Here is a 24,157-nt window from a genome sequence, read left to right as displayed (position 1 = left end):
TGATGAGCAAACCGGCAGGCAAATCGACACTGAAATTCGCCCTGGAAATGGGCCCGATCGTCGCGTTTTTCGCGGGCTACATCCTGCTGCGTGACAAGACCTTCACCATCGGCGGCACCGAATATGACGGGTTCATCATGGTCACGGCCGGGTTCATCCCGGTCATGCTGATCTCGACCTGGCTGCTGTGGAAACTGACCGGCCATGTGTCGAAGATGCAGATCGTCACCGCGGTGCTGGTGGTGATCTTTGGCGGGCTGACCGTCTGGCTGAACGACGAACGCTTCTTCAAGATGAAGCCCACGATGATCTACGCGCTGTTCGCGGGCGCGCTGGGCTGGGGGCTGATGCGGGGCAAATCCTACCTGTCCTACGTGCTGGACGGCGCCATGCCGCTAACGCCCGAGGGCTGGACCATTCTGACCCGCCGGATGATGTATTTCTTTGTGGCGCTGGCCATCGCGAACGAGGCGATCTGGCGCACGATGTCCACTGACATGTGGGTCAATTTCAAGACCTTCGGCCTGCCCATTGCGATCTTTGCCTTTTTCATGACCCAGGGCGGCGTAATCCAGAAACACGCGGCCCAGCCCGACGATCAGGCCTGAGACCCGCCGAACAGCGCCTTTTGCGCCTCTTTGTCGGCGCCGATATCCAGCTCTTTCCCGGCCGCAAGTTGCTGCCCGGCCTGCACCATCGGGCGGGCGTGCATCATGTGATACCAGCGTTCGACATGGGGCGTGTCCGACAGCACCTGCTGCTGGCGCGGGTGGCGAAAGATCCACGGCCAGATGGCGAAATCGGCGATCGACATGAAATCACCCGCCACGAATTCGTTGTCGGCCAGCCTGCGGTCCAGCACCTGGTATAGCCGCGACACCTCGGTCTTGAACCGTGCCTTGGCATAGGGAATGTCGATGGGCGGGTCCATCTCGGGGCCGTATTTCAGGAAATGATGCGATTGCCCTGCGATGGGGCCAAGCCCCCCCATCTGCCACATCAGCCACTGATCGACGGTGATGCGGTCACGTTCGTCCGAGCCGTAGAACCGCCCGGTCTTGCGCGCCAGGTATTGCAAGATCGCGCCCGATTCAAAGATCGACACCGGCGCGCCGCCGGGGCCGTCGGGGTCGGTGATCGCGGGCACTCTGGCATTGGGGGAAATCGCCAGATACTCGGGCGCGTGTTGTTCGCCCCTGCCGATATTCACCGGGCGCAGGTCAAACGACAGGCCCATCTCAAGCAGGGCGATCGAGATCTTCCAGCAATTGGGCGTCGGCCAGTAATAGAACGCGATGGGCTGTGTCATGGCGGCTCCTTCCCGAACCAAGTTGAGGGTTTTCCCCCCGCACGCAAGCCGCGCCGCTGCAACTTCGCGTGAGCCCGCCATGGCCGACAGCTTGACGTGACGTCGCGCCAGGAGTATGCCGCCGATGTGGCGAGTTGTTACCGGATTGCGGGCCACGTAAAACATTCCGCTAAAGAGGTCAGGGAAAATGCCCCCGCCTTTACCGGTCGGGGGTTTTTTATTTGGCGCAAAGGGGACGCGCGATGTCAAAGTGGAGCAAACGCACGCAACAGATCCACGCCGGGATCCGCCGCAGCCAGTATGGCGAGGTGGCCGAGGCGATCTATCTGACGCAAGGGTTCGTCTATGACACGGCCGAGCAGGCCGAGGCCCGGTTTGTCGAACTGGGCGAGGATGAATTCATCTATGCCCGTTACGGCAACCCGACCGTGCGCATGTTCGAGGAACGCATCGCCGCGCTGGAAGGTGCCGAGGATGCCTTTGCCACCGCATCGGGCATGGCCGCCGTCAACGGCGCGCTGACCAGCGTGGTCAAGGCCGGCGATCACGTGGTCGCGGCGCGGGCGCTGTTTGGGTCGTGCCTCTATATCCTCGAAGACATCCTGGCCCGTTTCGGGGTCGAGATCACCCTGGTCGACGGCACCGATCTGGATCAGTGGCGCGCCGCGCTGCGCCCCGGCACGGCGGCGGTGTTCCTTGAATCGGTGTCGAACCCCACGCTCGAGGTGATCGACCTGAAATCGGTCTGTGACCTGGCCCATGCGGTGGGCGCGATCGTGATCGTTGATAACGTGTTCGCAACGCCGGTCTTTTCCAACGCCTTCGCGCTGGGCGCCGATGTGGTGGTTTATTCGGCCACCAAGCATATCGACGGGCAGGGGCGCTGTCTGGGCGGCGTCGTGCTGGGCAGCCGCGACTATATTCGCGGCAAACTGGAACCCTACCTGAAACATACCGGCGGCGCGCTCAGCCCGTTCAACGCCTGGGTCATGCTCAAGGGGCTGGAAACCATGGACCTGCGCGTGCGCGCCCAGGCCGACAGCGCGCTGAAACTGGCGACCGCCCTGGAAGGCCACCCCAAGCTGTCGCGGGTGATCTATCCGGGCCTCAAGGCACATCCGCAGCACGATCTGGCCATGGCCCAGACCGGCTCTGGCGGCACGGTTCTGTCGCTTGAGGTGACAGGCGGACAGGCCGGCGCGTTCCGCTTTCTGAACGCGCTCGAGATCGTGACGATCTCGAACAACCTGGGCGACGCCAAAAGCATCATCACCCATCCGGCGACCACCACCCACCAGCGCCTGCCGCAGGATCAGAAAGACCTGCTGGGCATCGCGCCCGGCCTGGTGCGGCTGTCGGTGGGGCTGGAAGATGCCGATGACCTGCTGACTGACATCACCTCGGCGCTGAAAATGATCTGATCCGCCTGCGGGCGCGTATCGGACATGAGACATTGGTAAATTCGCGCCAAGCTCTTACATTATGTGTCCACGCGCCCGAAGGGGAAGCCAGATGAATATTCATGACCGCACGCCCGACCGCGAAGAGGCCGAAGAGGCCGTGGCCCTGCTGAAACGCTGGGCCGATGGCGCAACCGATGCGGATTTTGCGGCGCTGGCGCGGGCGATCGGGGCGATCCTGCCCGGAACGGGTGATAATGGCCTGCCGCTCCGCACCGACTATCCGGACGATTTCCAGGTCGACCCGGCCTACAAGGCCTCGCTGCCCGACCTGCAAAACGGCCCCGCCAGCCTGATCCGAGGCGCTCAAAGCACCATTCAGCATGTGGGCATCTCGAACTTTCGTCTGCCGATCCGCTTTCGCACCCGCGACAATGGCGACCTGACGCTGGAGGCCTCGGTCACCGGCACCGTCAGCCTGGAGGCCGAGAAAAAGGGCATCAACATGTCCCGGATCATGCGCAGCTTTTACAAACACTCGGAACGCGCCTTCAGCTTCGAGGTGATCTCGGCCGCGCTCGAGGATTACAAGCGCGACCTCGACAGCCTGGACGCGCGCATCCTGATGCGGTTCTCGTTTCCCGTCATGATGCGGTCTTTGCGGTCGGGCCTGGCGGGTTTTCAGTATTACGACATCGCGCTAGAGCTGGTTGAACGGGCTGGTGTGACCAGAAAGATCATACATCTCGACTATGTGTACTCGTCGACCTGCCCCTGTTCTCTTGAACTATCCGAACATGCGCGCCGTACGCGCGGGCAATTGGCGACGCCGCATGCCCAACGCTCGGTCGCGCGGGTGTCGGTGGTCGCGAAAGAGGACGCAGACTGCCTGTGGTTCGAAGACCTGATCGACCTCTGCCGCGCCGCCGTGCCGACCGAAACCCAGGTCATGGTCAAGCGCGAGGACGAACAGGCCTTTGCCGAGCTGAACGCCGCCAACCCGATCTTTGTCGAGGATGCGGTGCGGCTGTTTTGCGAGCAGCTGCGCGCCGATCCGCGTGTCGGCGATTTCCGCGTGGTGGCCAGCCACCAGGAAAGCCTGCACAGCCACGATGCCGTCAGCGTGCTGTCCGAGGGCGAAACGTTCGACAGCCTCAGCCTTGATCCGACGCTCTTTGCCTCGCTGATCCATCGCGGCTGATGGCTTGACAGCCCGTGCGGCAATCGCCAAGCCTTCGGCCATGATTGATCTGCGCCCGGTAGGATATGTCATCGGCCTTCTTGTAGTCGCTCTGGGCGCAACCATGCTGTTGCCGCTGGGGCTGGACCTTTGGCAGGAAAACGGCCAGTGGCCGGTCTTTCTGGAATCCGCCGCCTTTACCGTGATCGTCGGCGGGGTGCTGGCCATGGCCTGCGCCAACGGGGTCAAGGAAACGCTGACCCTGCAACAGACCTTTCTGCTGACCTCGGGCGTGTGGCTGGTGCTGCCGGTCTTTGGCGCCATTCCGTTCATGATCGGCGCGACCGAGGCGCGGATGGTCGATGCATTCTTCGAGGCCATGTCGGGCCTGACCACCACCGGTTCGACCGTGTTCACCGGGCTTGATCACCTGCCCGAAGGGCTGTTGCTGTGGCGCTCGATGCTGCAATGGTTCGGCGGCGTGGGCATCATCGTCGTGGCCATGGTGTTCCTGCCCGAACTCAAGGTCGGGGGGATGCAGATCTTCCGCTCCGAGGCCTTTGACACCGGCGGCAAGGTGTTGCCCCGCGCGGCGCAGATCGCCCAGCGGATCTCGATCGCCTATCTCGCTCTGACCATCGTGTGTTTCCTGACCTATCTGGTTGTTGGCTTGGGGCCGTTCGATGCCGTCAACCACGCGCTAACCACCATGTCGACCGGTGGGTTTTCGACCTATGATTCCTCGTTCGGCACGTTTCAGGGCCCCGCCGAATACGTGGCCGCGGTCTTCATGGTTCTGGCCAGCCTGCCGTTCGTGCGCTACGTGCAGCTGATGGCGGGGGCCACGCGGCCGATCTTTACCGACAGCCAGGTGCGCGCCTTTTTGTGGACGATCGCCGTGCTGATCGTCGTGATGACCCTTTATCGTGTGCTGGCCAATGACGACCATCTGGAACACGCGTTCCGAGAGGCCACGTTCAATGTCACCTCGATCATGACCGGCACCGGCTATGCCTCGGTCGATTACCAGCTCTGGGGCGCCTTCCCGGTGGTGGTGTTCTTTTTCCTGGGGCTGATCGGCGGCTGCGCCGGATCGACCTGTTGTTCGATCAAGGTGTTCCGGTTCCAGCTCTTGTTCGCGTCGATCAAGACCCAGATCCGCCGGATCTACGCGCCCCATGGCATCTTTACCCCGCGCTATGACGGCCGCCCCGTGACCGAAGAGGTTCTGTCCTCGGTCATGGCGTTCTTCGTGCTGTTCACCGTGTCGCTGGGGGTGCTGTCGGTGCTGCTGGCGATGACGGGGCTGGACTTCGTGACGGCGGTGTCGGGCGCGGCGACGGCGCTGGCGAACATCGGCCCCGGCCTGGGCGACACGATCGGCCCGGCGGGCAACTTTGCCACGCTGAATGATACGGCCAAATGGCTGTTGTCGGCGGCGATGCTGGTGGGGCGGCTGGAATTGCTGGTCGTCTACGCGCTGTTCTCGGTCCATTTCTGGCGCAACTGAGCGCGCCCGCCACGAGGGCGGGCGCCAAGGCTTAGTTCCAGCACGACACCAGCACGGTCATATCCGAGGCCTGCGCCGCCAGATCGACCGGCGCCAGCGCGGTCGCAGTGCTGTCAGAGGCGGCCATCTCGATCCCGTTCGATGACAGGAATTCGGCGATCACCGTCACCGGCGCGGCAAAGTTCACCGCCTGCGGCAGAACCCGGCCGTCACCGCCACCCTGCGGCAGCAACAGGCCCAGAACCGCGCCCGACACGTCCAGAACCGGCCCGCCCGTATCGCCGGGCAGGGTCTCGATCTCAAGCCGGTTCACGGTCTCTTCGCCCGCGAGGCCACGCAGATCGGCCAGCGTGCCGTAGGTCAGCACCGGCAGGCCCAGCGTATCGCCATAGGAATAGCCGGCGACGGCCACCTCGGATTGCAGGCGGGGAATGCCAGTCTGGAACGCGGCATGGCGCAGCGGGGCCAGGCGCTGCACAGGTTTCAAAACAGCCAGTCCCAGCGTCGAGTCACTGCCCGAGATTTGCGCCTCTGTGTCGTCGCCGATGGTGATGCGCTGGCACTGGGCCAGCCCGTCCAGCGTGGTCAGAACCGTGCCGGCGCCATCGACATAGAACCCGCTGCGCGTGACCTGCGGACGGCGGATTTCCAGGCCCGACATCAGGTCGGGCGTCTGGTCGGCCGAGCCTTGCCCCAGCATCGGATCAAGCGCGCCGCCATAAGGCGCAAAGCTGTCGCGCATCACCTGCGCGGCATGGCTCATCAGCTTTTCGTCTTCGGGGCGCCAGACCAGGGTAAAGCCCTTGACCATCCCGTCACTCAGCGCGGCGTAGGTGTAGGACTGCAGGCTGTCATTCTGCCCGGTCAGCACGAAATCTTCGCGGTTGCGCTCGCGCGCGCCCTCAAGCGGCACGATCTCGAGCGTCTGCATCACGTCGTAAAGCGCATGCAGTGTGTCCTGATCGCCGGTCTGGCTGATCAGCAGAACCCGCACGCCGCTGTCGCCGGTGCTGTCGTAATGCGCGAAGGGCGGCTCGAACCGCGAGAACGCCACCATGCCGGCGGGCAGGGTGATGCGGATGCCGGCCTCGGGCGCGTCAACGGTGGCCAGACCCAGCGCGGCGAATTGCGCCTGATAGGTCTCGACCAGCTCGGCCCGCTGGCGGGAGGTCAGCACGCCGGTGGCCTCATAGCCGCGCGCCGCCTGATAGTCGGCCATCGAGGCGCGGGTGCCGCGGCCGAAGGCACCATCAATGGCCGAGTTATAGAACCCTTCCCATTTCAGCGCCTCTTGCAGCAGCATCCGTTCTTCGCGGCTTAGCTGCGCCTCGGACCGGCGTGCCTCGACGGGGGTCTCGTCAGTGACGGGCCGCACGCTCAGGCTGGGCTGATCGGGGGCGGCGGGTTGTTCGACGGGCTGCGCGGCGGCCATGTTGGCATTGCCCGCGGGCCAGAATTGCTGACGGAAATTGCCGCCATCGGCGACATAGGCATCGCCCGGCACCTGGCCGCTGCGGCGCAGCTGTTGCAGCAGGGCAGGGGCCTCGTCCGCCGTATAGGGCCCCAGCGCAATCGCATACCACCCCGAGCGCAGCTGAAACCCGGCCACGTCATCCAGAGTGGCGGCATAACCGCGCGCCGCCTCTTGGGCCTCGCGCAGCGTCGGCTGCGCCTCGATCTGTAACCAGACTCGGTCTTGCGCGGCAGCGGGCAGGGCCCAGATCATAACCAGAATTACGAGTGAAATTACTTTGCGCATCGCGTCTTTTGTCCCTGTTCGTTCTGTGGTGGTGCTCGAATCCGGCCAGAGCCTATCAGAGCCATCAGCCAATGCACCCCAATAATCCGCGCGCCCGTTGACCCCGCCGCGCGCCTTGCCTATTGAAGCCCTTGTTTCGTCAGGCAGGCCAGAGATCATGAGCGACAGCAAACCCCGGAGTTTCCAGGACATCATCCTGCGGCTGCAGAATTACTGGGCGGCCAAGGGCTGTGCGGTGCTGCAACCCTATGACATGGAGGTGGGCGCCGGCACGTTCCACCCCGCGACCACGCTGCGCGCGCTGGGCTCTAACGCCTGGGCCGCGGCCTATGTGCAGCCCTCGCGCCGCCCCACCGATGGCCGCTATGGCGAGAACCCCAACCGCCTGCAGCATTACTATCAGTACCAGGTGCTGATCAAACCCTCGCCGCCCGATCTGCAAGAGCTGTATCTGGGCAGCCTCAAGGCCATCGGCATCGACGCCGACCTGCACGATATCCGCTTTGTCGAGGATGACTGGGAAAGCCCGACGCTGGGCGCCTGGGGTCTGGGCTGGGAGGTCTGGTGCGACGGCATGGAAGTGTCGCAGTTCACCTATTTCCAGCAGGTGGGCGGCCATGACTGCAAACCGGTCTCGGGCGAGCTGACCTATGGTCTGGAACGTCTGGCCATGTATGTGCTGGGCGTTGATCATGTGATGGACATGCCCTTCAACGACCCCGACGCGCCGATCGCGCTGACCTATGGCGATGTGTTCCGCCAGACCGAGGCCGAATATTCGCGCTTTAACTTTGACGTGGCGAACACCGACATCCTGCTCAAGCATTTCGAAGAGGCCGAACAGGAATGCGAGGCGATCCTGTCGCATCCCATCGATGATCCCAAAACCGGCAAAAAGATCATCATGGCCCACCCCGCCTATGATCAGTGCATCAAGGCCAGCCATCTTTTCAACCTGCTGGACGCGCGCGGCGTGATCTCGGTCACCGAACGTCAGGCCTATATCGGCCGGGTGCGGGCGCTGGCCAAACGCTGTGCCGACGCCTTTGTCCAGACCGAAGCCGGAGGCGCGGCGTGAGCGGCAAGATACTGGCCATTGTGATGATTGCGACTGCCCTGATCGCCGGCGCGGCGATGTATTACCTGCAAGTCTATGCCTATTACGACGAGGTGCCCGTGACGGCCCCCGCCGCCGAGGTGCGCCTGACCTCGCTGACCACCGGCCAGGCCGAGCGCGTGCCCGTCGCCGGTTTCCAGGGCATCGACGCCACCAGCAGCCCGCTGCGCTTTCGCGCCTGTTTCACCATGCCCACCGCGCTGGCCACGCTGACCGAGACCTATGTCATGCGCGACGATGCCGTGCCGCTGGTCACGCCGGGCTGGTTCGATTGCTATGACGCCGACGAAATCGGTGCCGCGCTGGAAAGCGGCGACGCCATTGCCTTTCTGGGGCAGGAAAACGTGCACTACGGCATCGACCGTATCGTCGCGGTTTTCGCCGATGGCCGGGCCGTGGCCTGGAACCAGATCAACCATTGCGGCGAGGTTGTCTTTGAAGGCAAACCCGCCCCCGAGGGCTGCCCGCCCAAGCCGGAGAACCACTGATGCCCGATCTTCTGATTGAACTGTTTTCCGAGGAAATCCCGGCCCGCATGCAGGGCAAGGCGGCCGAGGATCTGAAAAAGCTGATGACCGACGCGCTGGTCGAGGCCGGGCTGACCTATCAATCGGCCGGGGCCTTCTCGACCCCGCGCCGCCTGTGCCTGACCGTCGAGGGCCTGACCGAGGAAAGCCCGACCCTGCGCGAGGAACGCAAGGGCCCGCGCACCGACGCGCCCGAAAAGGCGCTGGAGGGGTTCCTGCGCGCCACCGGCCTGAGCAAGGACCAGCTCGAGGTGCGTGACGACAAAAAGGGCCAGGTCTATTTCGCCACCATCACCAAAGAGGGCCGCAAGGCGCCCGAGATCGTGGCCGAGGCGCTGGAAGGCGCAATCCGCAACTTCCCCTGGCCCAAATCCATGCGCTGGGGTGCGGGCAGCCTGCGCTGGGTGCGCCCGCTGCATTCGATCATCTGCATCCTGACGCGTGAGGACGGTGCCGAGGTTGTGCCGCTGTCCATCGACGGTATCACCGCCGGCAACACCACCCAGGGCCACCGGTTCATGGCGCCGGGCGAAATCCGCGTGTCGTCGTTTGACGACTATGCCGCCAAGCTGAAAAAGGCGCATGTGGTGCTGGATGCCGCCGAGCGCGCCGAACATATCTGGCACGACGCCACCAACATGGCATTCGCGCAGGGCCTTGAAGTGGTCGAAGATCGTGGCCTCTTGGCCGAGGTCTCGGGTCTGGTCGAATGGCCCGTCGTGCTGATGGGCGAGATCGGCGCCGCCTTTCTGGGCCTGCCCGCCGAAGTGTTGCAAACCAGCATGCGCGAGCACCAGAAGTTCTTCTCGGTGCGCGACCCCAAGACCCGCAAGATCGTGAAATTCATCACCGTTGCCAACCGCGAAACCGCCGATCAGGGCGCGACCATCCTGGCCGGCAACCAAAAGGTGCTGTCGGCGCGTCTGTCGGATGCCAAGTTCTTTTGGGAAAACGACCTGCGCATCGCCAAGGCGGGCATGCAGGCCTGGCTGGACAAGCTCGATAACGTCACCTTCCACAACGCGCTGGGCACCCAGGGCGCGCGGGTGGGCCGCATTGCCGACCTGGCCGAAACCATCGCCCCGCTGGTCGGTGCCGATGCCGCCACGGCCCGCAAGGCCGCAGAGGTCGCCAAGGCCGATCTGGCCTCGGAAATGGTTTATGAGTTCCCCGAACTGCAAGGCATCATGGGTCGCTATTACGCCGCCGAGGCTGGCCTGAGCGCCGATATCGCCGAAGCCGCCGAGATGCATTACAAGCCGCTTGGCCCCTCGGACGACCTGCCGCAAAACCCGGTGTCGATCGCCGTGTCGATGGCCGACAAGATGGATACGCTGACCGGGTTCTGGGCGATTGACGAGAAACCGACCGGCAGCAAAGACCCCTATGCGCTGCGCCGCGCGGCGCTGGGCATCATCCGCACCGTTCTGGGCAATGATCTGCGCGTCAGGCTGGAACGGCTGATCGATACCCAAATGCTGGCCCATACCGTTGCGCTGAACACCGACACCGTGGCCGAGCGCGATGCCTATTTCCTGACCCAGATGGTTGACGAGATCGCCGATCACGGCGTCTTTGGCGCGGCCTTCCACGCGGTGGCAGACAAGCTGGCCAAGGACAAGGATCAGGCATTCGAGGTCGAAGAGGGCACCTGGCTGGGCAATCTGCGCGCCAGCCTGCCGCAAGTCAGCGCCGATCTGCTGGCCTTTTTCCACGACCGCCTCAAGGTGCACCTGCGCGATGAGGGCCTGCGCCATGACGTGATCGACGCCTGTGTCGCCATGCCCGGCAATGACGACCTGTTGTTGCTGGTCAACCGCGCCCGCGCGCTGGGCGCCTTCCTGGCGACCGAGGATGGCGACAACCTGTTGCAGGGCTTCAAGCGGGCCAACAACATCCTCACCCAGGCCGAGGAAAAGGACGGGGTCGAGTACCGCTTTGGCGCCGACATCAAATTCGCCGAGGATGCCAGCGAAACCGCCCTGTTCGACGCGCTGGATACCGCGCGCGGCGTGATCTCGGGCGCCTTGCAGGACGAAGATTTCGCCACCGCCATGGGCGCCATGGCCGCCCTGCGCGCGCCGATCGACGCGTTCTTTGAGGCCGTCCAGGTCAACACCGACAACGAGATCGTGCGCCGCAACCGGCTGAACCTTTTGCACCGTATCCGCGAAACCTGCCTGCAGGTCGCCGACCTGACGCGGGTCGAGGGCTGACCGGCCGGGCTGGCGCAATCGGCGCCGGCCCGACAAATTTGTGACAGTTTTCTTGCCAAGTGTCCGCAACGGCGTATCCTGCGCCCCGACACAAGGAATGCTGCCGTGCAGAAACACACCGGATTCAAAGATTTCACCGTCATCACCGAAAGCTCGGACATCACCGTGGCGCGCCACGGTGGCCGGGCCAAATGCATGCAGCGCCTGCTGCGGCTGGGTATGCCGGTGCCCAAGACGGTGGCTCTGCCCTTTGACATGGTGCATCGCCTGGCCGCGGGCCATATGCCCGATGTGGCCGGAATTCTTGCCGAATTCGGCGAGGCCCCGCTGGTTTCGGTACGGCCCAGCTCGGAAGATCCCGATTGGGGCGGCCCCGGCGCGATCCTCAATATCGGCATGAACGATGCCCGCCATGCCGAGCTGACCAAACGTCTGGGCCAAGAGGCCGCGAACGCGATCTACCTGCGCTTTATCCAGGGCTTTGCCATCCACGTGGCCCGGCTTGACCCCGACATGTTCGAATCTGACGATATCTCGGCCGAATCCGTGCGCGCGGCGCTGCATGAATACGAAGACGAATTCGACGAACCCTTTCCCCAAGACCCGGTGCAGCAGCTGAGCGAAGTGCTGCGCTCGATGGCCCGCGCGTGGGAGGGCACCTCGGCCCGCCTGCTGCGCCAGGCCAAGGGCGCGCCCGCCGATGCGGGGCTGGGCCTTGTGGTGCAACAGATGGCGCTGGGCCTTGGCCCCGCCGAAAGCGGCTCGGGCGTGATCCAGTTCGTCAGCCCCGTCACCGGGCGCGAACAGATCACCGGGCGCTATCTCAGCCAAAGCCAGGGCCGCGCCGCGCTGGCCCAGCCCGACGGCGTGTTCTACCTCACCCGCGACGACCGGGGACGTTCGCTTGAGGAACATTGCCCCGAAGTTTTTGCCGAACTGGTCGAATGGGGCCGCATCTCGCGCCAGCGCCTGCGCGAAGAGATGGAGATCGAATTCACCATCGAGGCGGGCAAGCTGATGATCCTGGATTCCGTGCGGGTGCCGCGCAGCTCGCGCGCGGCGGTACGTATTGCCGTGGGTCTGGCCAATGAAAAGATCATCCCGCGCGAAGAGGCCGTGCTGCGGATCGAGCCGCGCGCCCTGACCGAACTGCTGCACAGCCAGGTCGACCCGACCGGCGCACGCGACGTGTTCGCGCGCGGCATCGCTGCCAGCCCGGGCGGGGCCACGGGCCGTATCGTGTTTTCATCCGCCGCAGCCCAGGCCAGCGCCGCGCGGGGCGAGCCCTGCGTGCTGGTGCGCCGCGAAACCGCCCCCGAGGACATTCGCGGCATGCACGCCGCCAGCGCCGTGCTGACCGAACGCGGCGGCATGACCAGTCACGCGGCGGTGATCGCGCGCGGGCTGGGGCTGCCCTGCGTGGTGGGCGTGTCGGGCATGACCCTGCGCTGGCGTGAAAAGACCCTGCGCGCCGCCGATGGCCGGGTCTTCCGCGAGGGCGATATCATCACTGTCGACGGCACCGCCGGCGAGGCGCTGGTGGGCGAGGCCAAGATGCTGCCCCCGGCGCTGGATGACGCGTTCCAGGCTCTGCTGGGCTGGGCCGAAGAGGCCTGCGACATCAGCGTGCGTGCCAATGCCGATACGCCGTCCGATGCCCAGACCGCGCGTGAATTCGGCGCCGAGGGTATCGGCCTGTGCCGGACCGAGCACATGTTCTTTGAAGACGGCCGTCTGACCGTGATGCGCGAGATGATCTTTGCCAATTCGCCCGAAGACCGGGCCGCAGCGCTGGACCAACTGCTGCCGATGCAGCGCGAGGATTTCATCCGCCTGTTCGAGATCATGCAGGGGCAGTCGGTCTGCATTCGCCTGTTCGACCCGCCGCTGCACGAATTCCTGCCCCATTCGCGCGAGGGTATGCGCGAACTGGCCGAGGCGCTTGACCTGCCCCTGTCGGATGTCACCCGCCGCGTCGAGGCGCTGAGCGAGTTCAACCCGATGCTGGGGATGCGCGGCGTGCGGTTGGGCATCACCGTGCCCGAGATCTATGAAATGCAGGCCCGCGCGATTTTCGAGGCCGCGGCCGAGGTCGCGCGCCGGGGTGATCCGGTGGTGCCCGAGATCATGATCCCGCTGGTCTCGGCCAAGCGCGAGGTCGAGCTGGTCAAGGCCCGCGTCGACAGCGTGGCGGCGGCGGTGCGCGTCGAAACCGGGCGCGACTTTGACTACAAGCTGGGCGTGATGGTCGAAACCCCGCGCGCCGCCCTGCGCGCCGGTGACATCGCCACCCACGCGTCGTTCCTGTCTTTCGGCACCAACGACCTGACCCAAATGACCTATGGCCTGTCGCGCGACGATGCGGGGCGCTTCATGAGCTCGTATGTCCAGCAAGAGGTCTTTCCCGAAGACCCGTTCCACACGCTGGACACCGACGGCGTGGGCGAGCTGTTGCTGATCGGGGCCGAGCGCGGGCGCGAATCGCGGCCCGATGTGGTGCTGTCCGTTTGTGGCGAACATGGCGGCAATGCCGAATCTATCGCCTTTTGTCGCCAAGCTGGGTTCAATTACGTGTCGTGCTCGCCCTTCCGGGTGCCGGTGGCCCGCTTGGCCGCTGCACATCTGGCACTTAGCGGATCGGCACGAAAATTTGCCGAATAGGCCTTGCATTTGCCTTATTTAACTGCAAATCTCAGCCTTGTGTTCGTGGGTTCAGAGCTTTGCGCTCTGTGCAACCCAGATAGTCATGTTCTGAATATGGACATGTTTTTCTAGACGCATAATCCTGATTCGACTTATGACCCCGGTGCGGCGGCCCGCAAAGGCCGTGCCACACTGAGGTTTTGATATGCGGAAACGGTTTGCTTTGGCGCTGTGCGTTGCGACTGGGCTGTCCTTTTGGGGGGCGGCTGGGGCTGATGTGACTGCATCAACCTCGAACGATCCGACTGCCGTGCTGGACGACCGCTTGACCGCATTGCTGGGTGCCGAACGTATTGCGCTGGATGCCGTGGGCATCAAGCGCCTCGAACAGCTGGTGACCCCGCCCGCCCACAAGGCTGTTTCGCAGTCCTCGGGCAAAATCGATTTCACCTATGACTGGGTTGATGCCCAGCCCAAGGCCAAGGGCGGTGCCGAATGGCAATGCCTGTCCGAGGCGCTGTACTTCGAGGCCCGCGGCGAAAGCGTCAAGGGCCAGTTCGCGGTGGCCGAGGTCATCCTGAACAGAGTTCAATCCTCGCGCTTTCCCGACTCGGTCTGTGCTGTCGTGAACCAGGGCACCGGTCGCAAGCATCAGTGCCAGTTCAGCTATACCTGCGACGGCCACAAAGAGGTCATCAACGAACCTCGCGCCTATGAGCGCGTCGGCAAGATCGCCCGCGCCATGCTGGATGGGGTCGAGCCCGACCTGACCAACGGCGCCACCTTCTATCACACCCGCGCCGTCAGCCCGCGCTGGTCGCGCAAGTTCGAACGCACTGCCGCCATCGGCGAGCACCTGTTCTATCGCAACCCGATCCGCGTCAGCCAGAACTGACCCCAAGGGTTGCCCCCGGGCGGCAGATCGCGGATTGTGCCGCCACTGCCGCCTTGGAGAGCGCCTTGACCGACGACATCCACCTTGCCTTTGCCCATCCCTCGGCCCGCTCCGAGGCGATGGAGGATGACCGCGACCCGCGCGACCGGATCTCGCTGCGCGATTACGTCATCGATGCCAATATCGGCGCCTTCCAGACCGAGCGCGGCCATACCCAGCGCGTGCGGTTCAACGTGGTGGTCGAACTGCGCCCAAACCCCGCGCCGCTGGACGACGATGTCGACAAGATCCTGTCCTATGACACCATCACCGAGGCAATCGAGGCCGAGTTGGCGCTGGACCGGCTGAACCTGCTGGAAACCCTGGCCGAGCGCATCGCGCTGCGCATTCTGGCCGAGCCGCAGCCGCTGCGCGTGTTCGTGCGGATCGAAAAGCTGGATCGCGGCCCCGGCGCGCTGGGGGTGGAAATTGTCCGCAGCCGTGACAAGGCCTCGACCTTTGATGCGCAGGTGCCGGTGCCGCATCCGGTGGTGCTGTTCCTGTCGAACGCCGCCATCCAGGCGCCCGACCTGCCGCGCTGGCTGGACAAGCTGCAGCAGGGCGAACAGCCGATCATCCTCTGCGTGGGGCCGGCCGATCTGCCCGCGCCGCAATCGGCCGTGGGGCCGGCGCAGCGGCGCATCGACCTCTTGGCCATCGAACAGAATGCCTGGGTGCTGGCGGGGCGCGACAAGCGCTGTGTCGTCACCAATTCGCGCACTGAAATCGACTGGGCCATGAAGCACGGCCAGATCAGCGTCTGGGCGCCGTCCAAGCTGGTGCTTGATGCCGCGCATCCGCCCTCGGTCAGCCCGCGTGACGCGGTGGCGCTGTCGCTGTGGGTCGCGCGCGAATTCGAGGCCGCCCGTATGGTGGTGATCGGCGCCGACCTGCCCGCCGAGGCCGGCCTTCAGGTCGAGGCGATCGGTATCGATCAGGCCCTCAGCGCGCTCTGAGCCTTGCCAAGACGGCGCGGATGGCGAACAAATTCCCCATGACCGATTATTTCCGCCCCATTGCCCAAACCGGCCCGGTGCGACCCCTGGGTGCGCTGACCCTGGCCGGCGGATGGACATGGTTCACCCATGTCGAACACCTGTCGCGCGGCGCGCCGTCGCGGGTTCTGCCTGCCTCAGATCTGCCCGACGATGTGCGCCAGACCCTGACTGCCCCGCGTGCGCCGGTGACCGGCCTGTCGATGGATCGTCCGCGCCTGATGGGCATTCTGAACGTCACGCCTGACAGTTTCTCGGACGGCGGCCAGTTCAACGCGCCTCAGGCCGCGCTGGCCCATGCCCTAAGGATGGTCGAGCAGGGCGCCGACATGATCGACATCGGTGGCGAAAGCACCCGGCCTGGCGCGGCCGAAGTGCCCGCCCAGCAAGAGACCGAACGCACCGCCCCCGTCATCGCCGCCCTCCGCGCCGGCGGGTTTCGCACGCCAATCTCGATCGACACCCGAAAGGCGCCCGTGGCGCGTGCCGCCTTGCAGGCGGGCGCCGATCTGGTGAATGACGTGGCCGGGTTCACATTCGACCCCGACCTGCCCGGCGTTGCCGCCGGGGCAGGGGCGGCGGTCTGCCTGATGCATGCGCAGGGCACGCCCGAGGTGATGCAGGCCGACCCGCGCTATGACGATGTGCTGCTGGATGTCTATGACTGGCTGGCCGAACGGGTCGCGGTGGCGCAGGCGGCGGGCATCCCGCGCACGAAAATCATGGTCGACCCCGGTATCGGTTTCGGCAAGACGCTGGACCACAACCTGGCCCTGATCCGCGGCCTCAGCCTGTTTCATGGCCTCGGCTGCCCGATCCTGCTGGGGGCCAGCCGCAAACGTTTCATTGGCGTGATCGCGAATGTGCAGGATGCCGCCGACCGCATGCCCGGCTCGGTCGCCATCGCGCTGGCCGGGGCGGCGCAGGGGGTTCAGTTTCTGCGCGTGCATGATATTGCTGAAACCCGACAGGCCCTGAGCCTGAGCCAAGCAGTGTGGGGTATGGTATGAGCGACGATCTCTTCGGCACCGACGGGGTGCGTGGCCGCGCAAACGAATGGCCGATGACCGCCGAGATGGCGTTGCGCCTTGGCGCGGCTGCGGGGCGCTATTTCCGCCGCGACGGCTCGACCGCCCATAGCGTGGTGATCGGCAAGGATACCCGCCTGTCGGGCTATATGTTCGAAAACGCGCTGACCGCCGGGTTCACCTCGACCGGGATGAACGTCTACCTGCTGGGCCCGGTCCCGACGCCCGCTGTGGGGATGCTGACCACCAGCCTGCGTGCCGATGTGGGGGTGATGATCTCGGCCAGCCACAACCCGCACCATGACAACGGCATCAAGTTCTTTGGCCCCGACGGTTTCAAGCTGTCGGATGAGGCCCAGGCAGAGATCTCGCGCCTGACCCATGAGGGGGTCGAGCTGGCGCAGGCGCAAAATATCGGCCGCGCGCGTCGGATCGACGACGGGCGCTTCCGCTATAATGAACGTCTGAAAATGACCTTCCCGGCCGGCAAGCGGCTGGATGGCATGAAGGTCGTGATCGACTGTGCCAATGGCGCCGCGCATCGCGTCGCGCCCGAGGTGCTGTGGGAACTGGGCGCCGAGGTGATCCCGATCGGCACCTCGCCTGATGGGCGCAATATCAACCAGAAATGCGGATCGACCCATACCGACACCGCCGCCGCGGCCGTGGTGGCCCATGGCGCCGATGTGGGCATCTGCCTGGATGGCGATGCCGACCGGGTGATGATCATCGACGAAAAGGGGCAGGTCGCCGATGGCGATCAGATCATGGCCCTGACCGCCGCCCGTTGGGCCGAGCAGGGCCGCCTGAACGGTGGGGCGCTGGTGGCCACGGTAATGTCGAACCTGGGGCTGGAGCGCTTCCTGCAGGCCCGTGGCCTGCGGCTAGAGCGCACGGCGGTCGGCGACCGCTATGTGGTCGAACGGATGCGCGCCGGTGGGTTCAACCTGGGCGGCGAGCAGTCGGGCCATATCGTCATGACCGATTACGCTACCACCGGCGACGGCCTGCTGGCCGGGCTGCAATTCCTGGCGGCGATGGTCGAAACCGGCCAGCCCGCCTCGCGCCTTGTGCGTCAGTTTGATCCCGTGCCGCAGCTGCTGAAGAACGTGCGCTTTGCCGCCGGTCAGACGCCGCTTGAGGCCGACAGCGTCAAGGCCGCCATCGCCGATGCCGAGGCGCGCCTGTCGGGCGCGGGTCGCCTGCTGATCCGCAAATCGGGCACCGAGCCGCTGATCCGCGTCATGGCCGAATGCGAGGATGACGCTTTGCTGACCCAGGTGGTCGACGGCGTGGTCGAGGCCGTGACAGCCGCGACCTGAAACGAAAAAAGGCGCCGCAGGGCGCCTTTTCATGACTGTCGCAGGGGCTTAGGCCTTGCGGCGACGACGTGCGGCCAGACCCAGAGCACCGATCGCGGCCCCCAGCAGCGGCAGGCCGGCAGGCAACGGCACGGCGGCAATCGGGACGCCCGCGGTCAGGACGCGGATATAGTCGCCGGGCGTGCTGGCAATCCAGTCGACCCACAGGCGGTTGGCCTTGTTGGCGTCGATCCAGATGCTGTCGTTGGATTCCAGGCCGCGCAGATTGTGCGACAGGTAGGTCACCGTATCGCTGCCCAGAAAGTCGCTGGCGCCCAGGGTGCCCGTTCGGGTGGCGATGCCAAAGATATCGCCGTCGAAATCGATATAGCCCATCTGGCGCGAGCCGCTGCTGCCGCGCGGGTCGTAAAAGACGTAGTGGCTGGACACATAGGTGTTGGCCAGTGCGTTCGATCCGATGTTGAGCGTAAGGTCAGCCCCGAGAAGCACGTTCTGCTTTTCGTCGAACGCATAGAGGTGCGGCGCGTTGAAGTTGTCCTGGCCGACGCTGAAAGTCGAAGTGCCATCCAAAAGGACGAAGGTCCCTCCGACCGCGTTGTTCGTGGCGGACAGTACGTCGCCACCGATCGTGGCGGCACCGGCCTGACCGGCGGTGAGCGCCGAGAGGGCGAAGGCTGCGAGATAACGCAATTTCATAACATGTCCTTTCGGATACCTACTATTGAGTTGGCCGATTGCGACGAGCGCGAATGATGGCCGTTTTATGGCAAATCGCCCGGCATTAAGGTTGAGTCAACGTTTGGGGCGAAAAGGGGGTTAATTCGTTTCGACCGGGGCTGCAATGAGGGGGGATTCAGAAAAATGTTTCCATCTCGGCGCATTATCGAGGTTTTGGCGCCAGCCACGAAAAAAGGGCGCCCAGACCGGGCGCCCTTTGAAAAACCGCAAGCGAAATAAATCAGTTGCGCTCTTTGTCGACCATCTTGCCGGCCGAGATCCACGGCATCATGCCGCGCAGCTTGGCGCCGGTTTCTTCGATCAGATGCTCGTCATTGGCGCGGCGCGAGGCCTTCAGCGTGGGCTGGCCAACGGCGTTTTCCAGCATGAAGTCACGCACGAACTTGCCCTGCTGAATGTCGTTCAGCACTTCTTTCATCGCCTTCTTGGTCTGCTCATAGGGCAGGATCCGCGGGCCGGTGACATACTGGCCGTATTCGGCGGTGTTCGAGATCGAGTAATCCATGTTGGCGATGCCGCCTTCATAGATCAGGTCGACGATCAGCTTCACTTCGTGCAGGCACTCGAAATAGGCCATCTCGGGGGCATAGCCGGCCTCGACCAGGGTCTCAAAGCCGCAACGGATCAGTTCAACCAGACCGCCGCACAGAACGGCCTGCTCGCCGAACAGGTCGGTTTCGCATTCCTCGCGGAAGTTGGTCTCGATGATGCCCGAGCGGCCGCCGCCGATGGCCGAGCAATACGACAGGCCGATTTCCAGCGCCTTGCCGGTGGCGTCGGTGTCAACGGCCACCAGGCAGGGCACGCCGCCGCCTTTGGTGTATTCGCCGCGCACGGTGTGGCCGGGGCCCTTGGGGGCCATCATGATGACGTCGATGCCTTCTTTCGGCTCGATCAGGCCGAAATGCACGTTCAGGCCGTGGGCAAAGGCGATGGCCGAGCCGGGCTTGATGTTGTCGTGGACGTATTTCTTGTAGGTCTCGGCCTGCAGCTCGTCGGGCATGGTGAACATGATCACGTCACACCAGGCGGCGGCTTCGGCGATGCCCATGACCTTCAGGCCTTCGGCTTCGGCTTTCTTGGCCGATTTCGAGCCTTCGCGCAGGGCGACGACCAGGTTCTTGGCGCCGCTGTCACGCAGGTTCAGCGCGTGGGCGTGGCCCTGGCTGCCATAGCCCAGGATGGCAACTTTCTTGTCCTTGATCAGGTTGATGTCGCAATCGCGATCATAATAAACGCGCATGATGGCGGTCCTTTCGTTAAGATTGGCGGCGATCATAGGGGCGCGCGCGCGACATGCGAGTGTGATCTGTGGGAATATTCGGTTATTTTCGCGCTAGCCATTCGTAAGTTTTCCAATTATCGCAATATTCATGCTTGATGACCTCGATCGCCGCATTCTGCGCCTGATGCAGCAGGACCCCACGCTCTCGACCCCCGAACTGGCCGAGCGCACCGGCCTGTCGCCGTCACGCCTGTCGCGGCGGTTGGACAAGCTGCGCGAGGGCGGCATTCTGCGCGGGGTGCGCGCGGTGATCGACTGGGCCACGCTGGGCTATGCGGTCGAGGTCAGCCTGCGTGTGACCCTCGACAAAACCCAGCCCCGCGCCTTTGACGATTTCATCGCCGCCGCCCGCGAGATCGCCGAGGTGGTCGAGATCCAGACATTCCTGGGCCGCGTGGATGTGCGCCTGTCGGTGATCGCCCGCGACATGGCCCATTACCAGGATATCTATCGCGCCCGCATCCTGACCCTGCCGCATATCGCCGATATCGAGGCGCTGATGCATGTGGCGCGGATCAAATCCGATGAAAGCCTGCCGCTATGATCGACCTCGACGATATCGACCGTGGATTGCTGCGGGCGCTGGCGCGTGATGCCACGCAATCGGCGGGCGCGCTGGGGCGCGAGTTTGGCTTGTCGCAGCCCGCGACCTGGCGGCGGATCAAGCGGTTGCAAGACGCGGGCGTCATTGCCGGGCGCAAGCTGGACCTTGATTCAGAAAAGCTGGGGTTCGGCGTCACCGTCTTTCTGGGCGTCAAGCTGGCCACCAAGGGCCGCGTCAGCCTTGAGGATTTCGAGCGCGCCGTGACCGCCATCCCCGAGGTGCAGACGGTCGAGCACGTGCTGGGCATGTATGACTATCGCCTGCGGGTTACCGCCCGCGATATCGCCGATTTCGAACGGGTTCTGCGCCGCCGGGTGATGACCCTGCCGGGGGTCGGCAATGTCGAGGCCAACGTCCTGTTGTCCGAGGAACGCCGTCCCGGGCCTTTGGGCTAGGGGCGCGCGGTGCTAGGCTGCATCCATGACCGCGAAACCTGACATCGGCGCCCGCTTGGCCGAAGACAGCCCCTATGCCGCCCTGATCGACGCGGCCTATGGTGCCTTTGCCTGCGCCACGCCGCCCGCCACCGGGGTGTGCACCGACTGCTGCATGGATCCCGAGATCGAGGCCGATTTCCTGAACCCACCCATCCGCGAGATGCCGCTGACCTATGTGCAGGACTGGTTCTTTGCCGCCTGCAACCCGCCGCTGGCCAAATCGGTCTGGATGTATCTGCTGCCCCGTGTGCTAGAGGTTCTGGCCTGCGGGCAAGACCCGTCTTATGCGGGGCTAGAGGTCAGCCTTAGCCGCTTTCCCACCGGGGATCGCAGCCAGTGGACCGACGCGCAATGGCAGGTGCTGGACGGGTTTCAACGCCAGTTCCTGCACGATCAGGTGCGGCGGCGCGAAAACGCGCTGGATGACGTGCTGTGCATGTTCGGCAACGCGGGCTGGCCGCTGGATGACCTCTTTGCCCAGGTCGCGGCCATGCCCGATCACGACCTGATCCCGAAACTCTGGGCCGATTGGTGCCAGGGCCGCCCGACGATCTGGATCACCGCCTTTTGGGAGGCCAGCGGCAACAGCGCCGCCTTTGCCTTCTACACCTCGCAGGCGCTCTATGACCGGATCGTGGCAACGGCCCTGTCCGACGACACCGACCCAGACCTGGCCGCCAAGGCCATGCGCGTGGCCGACGCGATCTTTGCCAATGCCGACTGGGCGCTTGGCGCCGACTGACCCCACGGCGCTTTGCGTTCCACCGCTTGCCCCGGCGCGCGGAAACGGGTCATCTGTCACAAACAACGGAGGCCCCCATGACCCACGATATCGACCCCGGCGGTTTGCAGGAATTCTCGGTCGTCTTCACCGACCGGTCGCTGAACCACATGTCGAAGGCGTTTCAGCAGGTGATGCGCGACATCTCGGGCCTGTTGAAACAGGTCTATAACGCCCATTCCGTCGCCATCGTGCCCGGCGGCGGCACCTACGCGATGGAGGCCGTCGCCCGCCAGTTCGCCCGCGACCGCCGCGCGCTGGTCGTGCGCAATGGCTGGTTTTCCTATCGCTGGAGCCAGATCTTCGAGGCGGGCGGGTTCACCGCATCCAGCACCGTGATGAAGGCGCGGCGCGTGGGCAATGGCCCAAACGCTCCGTTCGCCCCGGCCCCGATTGACGAGGTCGTGGCGAAAATTCACGAAGACCGCCCCGATATCGTCTTTGCCCCGCATGTGGAAACCTCGGCCGGGGTGATCCTGCCCGATGACTATATCACCCAGATGGCTCAGGCAGCGCATGATGTGGGCGCGCTGATGGTGCTGGACTGCATCGCCTCGGGCGCGGTTTGGGTCGATATGCAGGCCTGCAAGGTCGATATCCTGATCTCGGCGCCGCAAAAGGGCTGGTCTGCCTCGCCCTCGGCCGGGCTGGTGATGATGTCCGAGGCCGCGCGCACCCGCATCGACCATACCGACAGCGACAGCTTTGCCATCGATCTCAAGAAATGGCTGACGATCATGGAGGCCTATGAAAACGGCGGCCATGCCTATCATGCCACCATGCCCACCGACGCGCTGCGGGCGTTCCGCGACACCATGCTGGAAACCCGCGACTATGGGTTCGAGCGCCTGCGCGAGGCGCAATGGGCGCTGGGCAATGGCGTGCGGGTGATGATGGCCGACAAGGGGCTGACATCCGTGGCGGCCGACGGGTTCGGTGCGCCGGGCGTGGTCGTCAGCTATACCGACGATCCTGATATTCAGAACGGATCGAAATTCGCGGCGCTGGGAATGCAGATCGCGGCCGGCGTGCCGCTGGCCTGTGACGAGGGCGACGATTTCCGCACCTTCCGTATCGGGTTGTTCGGCCTGGACAAGCTATATGATGTCGACGGCACGCTGGGTCGGCTGCGCGCAGTCGTCGATCAGGTGCTTTAGCGCACGCCCAACCCGGCTTTCATCAAGGTCTTGCGCACGGGCGCGACGGAATAAAGCGCGTTCAGCGCCCCCGCCCGCATGTCGCGCAGCCCCTGCGCGCCCATCATCGAGGCGCGGTTGAGCAGGTCAATGCCGGTGACGCGCGCCTTGACCTCGGGCCAGCGGCGGCGGTTATAGGCGGTCAGCATGGCCTTGCTGCCCAGGTTCGCCGGATCGGCCTGGGCCAGCTCCAGCAGTACCCGCAGATCGCCCAGCGACATGTTCAGCCCCTGCGCGCCGATAGGCGGCACCACATGAGCGGCCTCGGCAAGCAGGGCGGTGCGCTCGCCGTCGAACCGCTCGGCGATCTGGCTGATGATCGGCCAGACACTGCGCGGGGTGACAAGGGTCAGCTGGCCATAAAGACCCGCTGAACGCGCGTTCATTTCCTGTTCGAACGCGGCCTCGGGCAGCGCGGCAAGGCGCAGAACCTCGGGGCCGTGCTCCATCCAGACGATGGCCGAACAGGGCTTGCCGTCGCGGTCGGGCAGCGGCACCAGGGTGAACGGCCCGCCAGAGCGGTGCACCTCGGTCGAGACATTGTCATGGGGCAGGGGATGCGTGACCGCAAAGGCCAGCGCCTTTTGCCCATAGCGGGTGGTGGTGACATCAATGCCCACCGCGTTGCGCATGGGCGAATTGCGCCCGTCCGCCGCGATCAACAGGCGCGCCGACACCCGCGTGCCATCGCTAAGGGTCACCAGTGCCTCGGCCTCGCGCGTCAGCACTGATTGGGTGGCGACGCCGGGGCGGAATTCGACATTGGGCAGCTCGGCCAGCCGCGCGACCATCTCGCGCCGTAGCAGCCAGTTGGGCAGGTTCCAGCCAAACGGCAGGTCGGAAATATCGGCGGCGTCGAAATCCTTGGTGATGCGCGGTTCGGCCACTTCGCCGCCGGCGTCCACAATGCGCATGATTTGCAGATCGGCGGCATGGGGCGCCAGGCGATCCCACAGGCCGGCGTCGCGCAGCACCTGCAACGAGGGTTGCAGAAAGGCGGTGGTGCGCATGTCGGCCCCCGCGGCGTCGCCATCTGTGACGGGCGGGGCAGGGTCGACGCAGATCACGTTGAAACCGGCGCTGCCAAAGGCGGCCGCAGCGGTCAGCCCGGCCACGCCGCCGCCGGAAATCAGGATGTCGGTGCTGATACGGTCCATCGCATGTCCTCCGGCCCCC

The 24,157-nt window shown here is 64.8% G+C and carries 21 protein-coding genes and 1 riboswitch; of the genes, 16 read left to right on the top strand and 5 right to left on the bottom strand.

Annotation, left to right across the window (positions count from 1 at the left end; genetic code table 11):
* Window positions 1-2 precede the first annotated feature (2 nt).
* Window positions 3-608, top strand: a complete 606-nt coding sequence (locus OE856_RS11095; protein WP_263716184.1) for an inner membrane-spanning protein YciB — start codon at window positions 3-5, stop codon at window positions 606-608.
* Here OE856_RS11095 and OE856_RS11090 read toward each other — a convergent pair.
* Window positions 599-1,309: a glutathione S-transferase family protein gene (locus OE856_RS11090; RefSeq protein ID WP_263716183.1), complete on the bottom strand. Its 711-nt coding sequence runs from the start codon at window positions 1,307-1,309 to the stop codon at window positions 599-601. The two genes, OE856_RS11095 and OE856_RS11090, sit on opposite strands and share 10 nt — an antisense overlap.
* Window positions 1,310-1,425: 116 nt before the next feature.
* Window positions 1,426-1,503: riboswitch (SAM riboswitch) on the top strand.
* Window positions 1,504-1,551: 48 nt separating this feature from the next.
* Between OE856_RS11090 and metZ the strand changes: the two genes are divergently transcribed.
* The 3 genes from metZ (at window position 1,552) to OE856_RS11075 (ending at window position 5,399) form a co-directional block, all read left to right on the top strand.
* Window positions 1,552-2,730 (top strand): O-succinylhomoserine sulfhydrylase, encoded by a 1,179-nt coding sequence (metZ, locus tag OE856_RS11085; protein ID WP_263716182.1) that lies wholly within the window; start codon window positions 1,552-1,554, stop codon window positions 2,728-2,730.
* 91 nt (window positions 2,731-2,821) lie between these two features.
* Window positions 2,822-3,910, top strand: a complete 1,089-nt coding sequence (folE2, locus tag OE856_RS11080) for a GTP cyclohydrolase FolE2 (RefSeq protein ID WP_263716181.1) — start codon at window positions 2,822-2,824, stop codon at window positions 3,908-3,910.
* Window positions 3,911-3,950: 40 nt separating this feature from the next.
* A complete protein-coding gene (locus OE856_RS11075; RefSeq protein ID WP_263716180.1) occupies window positions 3,951-5,399 on the top strand; it encodes a TrkH family potassium uptake protein in 1,449 nt (482 codons plus the stop codon).
* A 31-nt stretch (window positions 5,400-5,430) separates the two neighbouring features.
* Here the strand turns inward: OE856_RS11075 and OE856_RS11070 are convergent, their stop codons facing one another.
* Complete coding sequence (locus OE856_RS11070) at window positions 5,431-7,158, bottom strand: serine protease (protein ID WP_263716179.1); 1,728 nt, start codon at window positions 7,156-7,158, stop codon at window positions 5,431-5,433.
* A 157-nt stretch (window positions 7,159-7,315) separates the two neighbouring features.
* Between OE856_RS11070 and OE856_RS11065 the strand changes: the two genes are divergently transcribed.
* From OE856_RS11065 to glmM, 8 genes are all read left to right on the top strand, one after another.
* On the top strand, window positions 7,316-8,236 hold the full coding sequence (locus OE856_RS11065; protein ID WP_263716177.1) for a glycine--tRNA ligase subunit alpha: 921 nt from the start codon (window positions 7,316-7,318) through the stop codon (window positions 8,234-8,236).
* Window positions 8,233-8,763: a DUF6446 family protein gene (locus OE856_RS11060; RefSeq protein ID WP_263716176.1), complete on the top strand. Its 531-nt coding sequence runs from the start codon at window positions 8,233-8,235 to the stop codon at window positions 8,761-8,763. The genes OE856_RS11065 and OE856_RS11060 overlap by 4 nt, the downstream gene beginning before the upstream one ends.
* The gene (gene glyS / locus OE856_RS11055; RefSeq protein ID WP_263716175.1) at window positions 8,763-11,018 is read left to right on the top strand and encodes a glycine--tRNA ligase subunit beta; all 2,256 of its coding nucleotides are present in this window, start codon (window positions 8,763-8,765) and stop codon (window positions 11,016-11,018) included. The genes OE856_RS11060 and glyS overlap by 1 nt, the downstream gene beginning before the upstream one ends.
* A gap of 105 nt (window positions 11,019-11,123) precedes the next feature.
* Window positions 11,124-13,679 carry a pyruvate, phosphate dikinase gene (locus tag OE856_RS11050; RefSeq protein WP_263716174.1) on the top strand — a complete coding sequence of 852 codons (2,556 nt, stop codon included), beginning with the start codon at window positions 11,124-11,126 and terminating at the stop codon, window positions 13,677-13,679.
* 187 nt (window positions 13,680-13,866) lie between these two features.
* On the top strand, window positions 13,867-14,556 hold the full coding sequence (locus OE856_RS11045; protein WP_263716173.1) for a cell wall hydrolase: 690 nt from the start codon (window positions 13,867-13,869) through the stop codon (window positions 14,554-14,556).
* 65 nt (window positions 14,557-14,621) lie between these two features.
* Window positions 14,622-15,551: a dihydroneopterin aldolase gene (locus OE856_RS11040; protein ID WP_263716172.1), complete on the top strand. Its 930-nt coding sequence runs from the start codon at window positions 14,622-14,624 to the stop codon at window positions 15,549-15,551.
* Window positions 15,552-15,571: 20 nt separating this feature from the next.
* Window positions 15,572-16,600 (top strand): dihydropteroate synthase, encoded by a 1,029-nt coding sequence (gene folP / locus OE856_RS11035; RefSeq protein ID WP_412174883.1) that lies wholly within the window; start codon window positions 15,572-15,574, stop codon window positions 16,598-16,600.
* Window positions 16,597-17,940 (top strand): phosphoglucosamine mutase, encoded by a 1,344-nt coding sequence (glmM, locus tag OE856_RS11030; RefSeq protein WP_263716171.1) that lies wholly within the window; start codon window positions 16,597-16,599, stop codon window positions 17,938-17,940. Before folP ends, glmM begins: the two co-directional genes overlap by 4 nt.
* Before the next feature lie 48 nt (window positions 17,941-17,988).
* Here glmM and OE856_RS11025 read toward each other — a convergent pair whose 3' ends face one another.
* Both OE856_RS11025 and ilvC read right to left on the bottom strand, forming a co-directional pair.
* Complete coding sequence (locus tag OE856_RS11025) at window positions 17,989-18,636, bottom strand: VPLPA-CTERM sorting domain-containing protein (RefSeq protein ID WP_263716170.1); 648 nt, start codon at window positions 18,634-18,636, stop codon at window positions 17,989-17,991.
* A 262-nt stretch (window positions 18,637-18,898) separates the two neighbouring features.
* Window positions 18,899-19,921: a ketol-acid reductoisomerase gene (gene ilvC, locus OE856_RS11020; protein WP_263716169.1), complete on the bottom strand. Its 1,023-nt coding sequence runs from the start codon at window positions 19,919-19,921 to the stop codon at window positions 18,899-18,901.
* A gap of 130 nt (window positions 19,922-20,051) precedes the next feature.
* Between ilvC and OE856_RS11015 the strand changes: the two genes are divergently transcribed.
* The 4 genes from OE856_RS11015 (at window position 20,052) to OE856_RS11000 (ending at window position 22,942) form a co-directional block, all read left to right on the top strand.
* Window positions 20,052-20,507, top strand: a complete 456-nt coding sequence (locus OE856_RS11015; RefSeq protein ID WP_263716168.1) for an Lrp/AsnC family transcriptional regulator — start codon at window positions 20,052-20,054, stop codon at window positions 20,505-20,507.
* The gene (locus OE856_RS11010; RefSeq protein WP_263716167.1) at window positions 20,504-20,962 is read left to right on the top strand and encodes an Lrp/AsnC family transcriptional regulator; all 459 of its coding nucleotides are present in this window, start codon (window positions 20,504-20,506) and stop codon (window positions 20,960-20,962) included. Before OE856_RS11015 ends, OE856_RS11010 begins: the two co-directional genes overlap by 4 nt.
* A gap of 25 nt (window positions 20,963-20,987) precedes the next feature.
* Entirely contained in the window at window positions 20,988-21,746 is a 759-nt protein-coding gene (locus tag OE856_RS11005; protein ID WP_263716166.1) for a hypothetical protein, read from the top strand.
* 77 nt (window positions 21,747-21,823) lie between these two features.
* Window positions 21,824-22,942, top strand: coding sequence for an aminotransferase class V-fold PLP-dependent enzyme (locus OE856_RS11000; RefSeq protein WP_263716164.1), 1,119 nt, complete (start codon window positions 21,824-21,826; stop codon window positions 22,940-22,942).
* Here the strand turns inward: OE856_RS11000 and OE856_RS10995 are convergent.
* Complete coding sequence (locus OE856_RS10995; RefSeq protein ID WP_263716163.1) at window positions 22,939-24,138, bottom strand: UbiH/UbiF family hydroxylase; 1,200 nt, start codon at window positions 24,136-24,138, stop codon at window positions 22,939-22,941. The two genes, OE856_RS11000 and OE856_RS10995, sit on opposite strands and share 4 nt — an antisense overlap.
* Between the last annotated feature and the right edge of the window lie 19 nt (window positions 24,139-24,157).

Source organism: Actibacterium sp. XHP0104 (assembly GCF_025751515.1).
In the GTDB taxonomy this organism is placed as follows: Bacteria; Pseudomonadota; Alphaproteobacteria; order Rhodobacterales; family Rhodobacteraceae; genus Actibacterium_D.
This window is presented reverse-complemented; position numbering and strand designations above follow the sequence as displayed.

Excerpts from the sequence above, each read along its gene's own strand:
- OE856_RS11095 (WP_263716184.1), top strand. The coding sequence starts at position 3 with ATGAGCAAACCGGCAGGCAAATCGACACTGAAATTCGCCCTGGAAATG.
- OE856_RS11090 (WP_263716183.1), bottom strand. The coding sequence starts at position 1,309 with ATGACACAGCCCATCGCGTTCTATTACTGGCCGACGCCCAATTGCTGG.
- metZ (WP_263716182.1), top strand. The coding sequence starts at position 1,552 with ATGTCAAAGTGGAGCAAACGCACGCAACAGATCCACGCCGGGATCCGC.
- folE2 (WP_263716181.1), top strand. The coding sequence starts at position 2,822 with ATGAATATTCATGACCGCACGCCCGACCGCGAAGAGGCCGAAGAGGCC.
- OE856_RS11075 (WP_263716180.1), top strand. The coding sequence starts at position 3,951 with ATGATTGATCTGCGCCCGGTAGGATATGTCATCGGCCTTCTTGTAGTC.
- OE856_RS11070 (WP_263716179.1), bottom strand. The coding sequence starts at position 7,158 with ATGCGCAAAGTAATTTCACTCGTAATTCTGGTTATGATCTGGGCCCTG.
- OE856_RS11065 (WP_263716177.1), top strand. The coding sequence starts at position 7,316 with ATGAGCGACAGCAAACCCCGGAGTTTCCAGGACATCATCCTGCGGCTG.
- glyS (WP_263716175.1), top strand. The coding sequence starts at position 8,763 with ATGCCCGATCTTCTGATTGAACTGTTTTCCGAGGAAATCCCGGCCCGC.
- OE856_RS11045 (WP_263716173.1), top strand. The coding sequence starts at position 13,867 with ATGCGGAAACGGTTTGCTTTGGCGCTGTGCGTTGCGACTGGGCTGTCC.
- folP (WP_412174883.1), top strand. The coding sequence starts at position 15,572 with ATGGCGAACAAATTCCCCATGACCGATTATTTCCGCCCCATTGCCCAA.
- glmM (WP_263716171.1), top strand. The coding sequence starts at position 16,597 with ATGAGCGACGATCTCTTCGGCACCGACGGGGTGCGTGGCCGCGCAAAC.
- OE856_RS11025 (WP_263716170.1), bottom strand. The coding sequence starts at position 18,636 with ATGAAATTGCGTTATCTCGCAGCCTTCGCCCTCTCGGCGCTCACCGCC.
- ilvC (WP_263716169.1), bottom strand. The coding sequence starts at position 19,921 with ATGCGCGTTTATTATGATCGCGATTGCGACATCAACCTGATCAAGGAC.
- OE856_RS11015 (WP_263716168.1), top strand. The coding sequence starts at position 20,052 with ATGCTTGATGACCTCGATCGCCGCATTCTGCGCCTGATGCAGCAGGAC.
- OE856_RS11010 (WP_263716167.1), top strand. The coding sequence starts at position 20,504 with ATGATCGACCTCGACGATATCGACCGTGGATTGCTGCGGGCGCTGGCG.
- OE856_RS11005 (WP_263716166.1), top strand. The coding sequence starts at position 20,988 with ATGACCGCGAAACCTGACATCGGCGCCCGCTTGGCCGAAGACAGCCCC.
- OE856_RS11000 (WP_263716164.1), top strand. The coding sequence starts at position 21,824 with ATGACCCACGATATCGACCCCGGCGGTTTGCAGGAATTCTCGGTCGTC.
- OE856_RS10995 (WP_263716163.1), bottom strand. The coding sequence starts at position 24,138 with ATGGACCGTATCAGCACCGACATCCTGATTTCCGGCGGCGGCGTGGCC.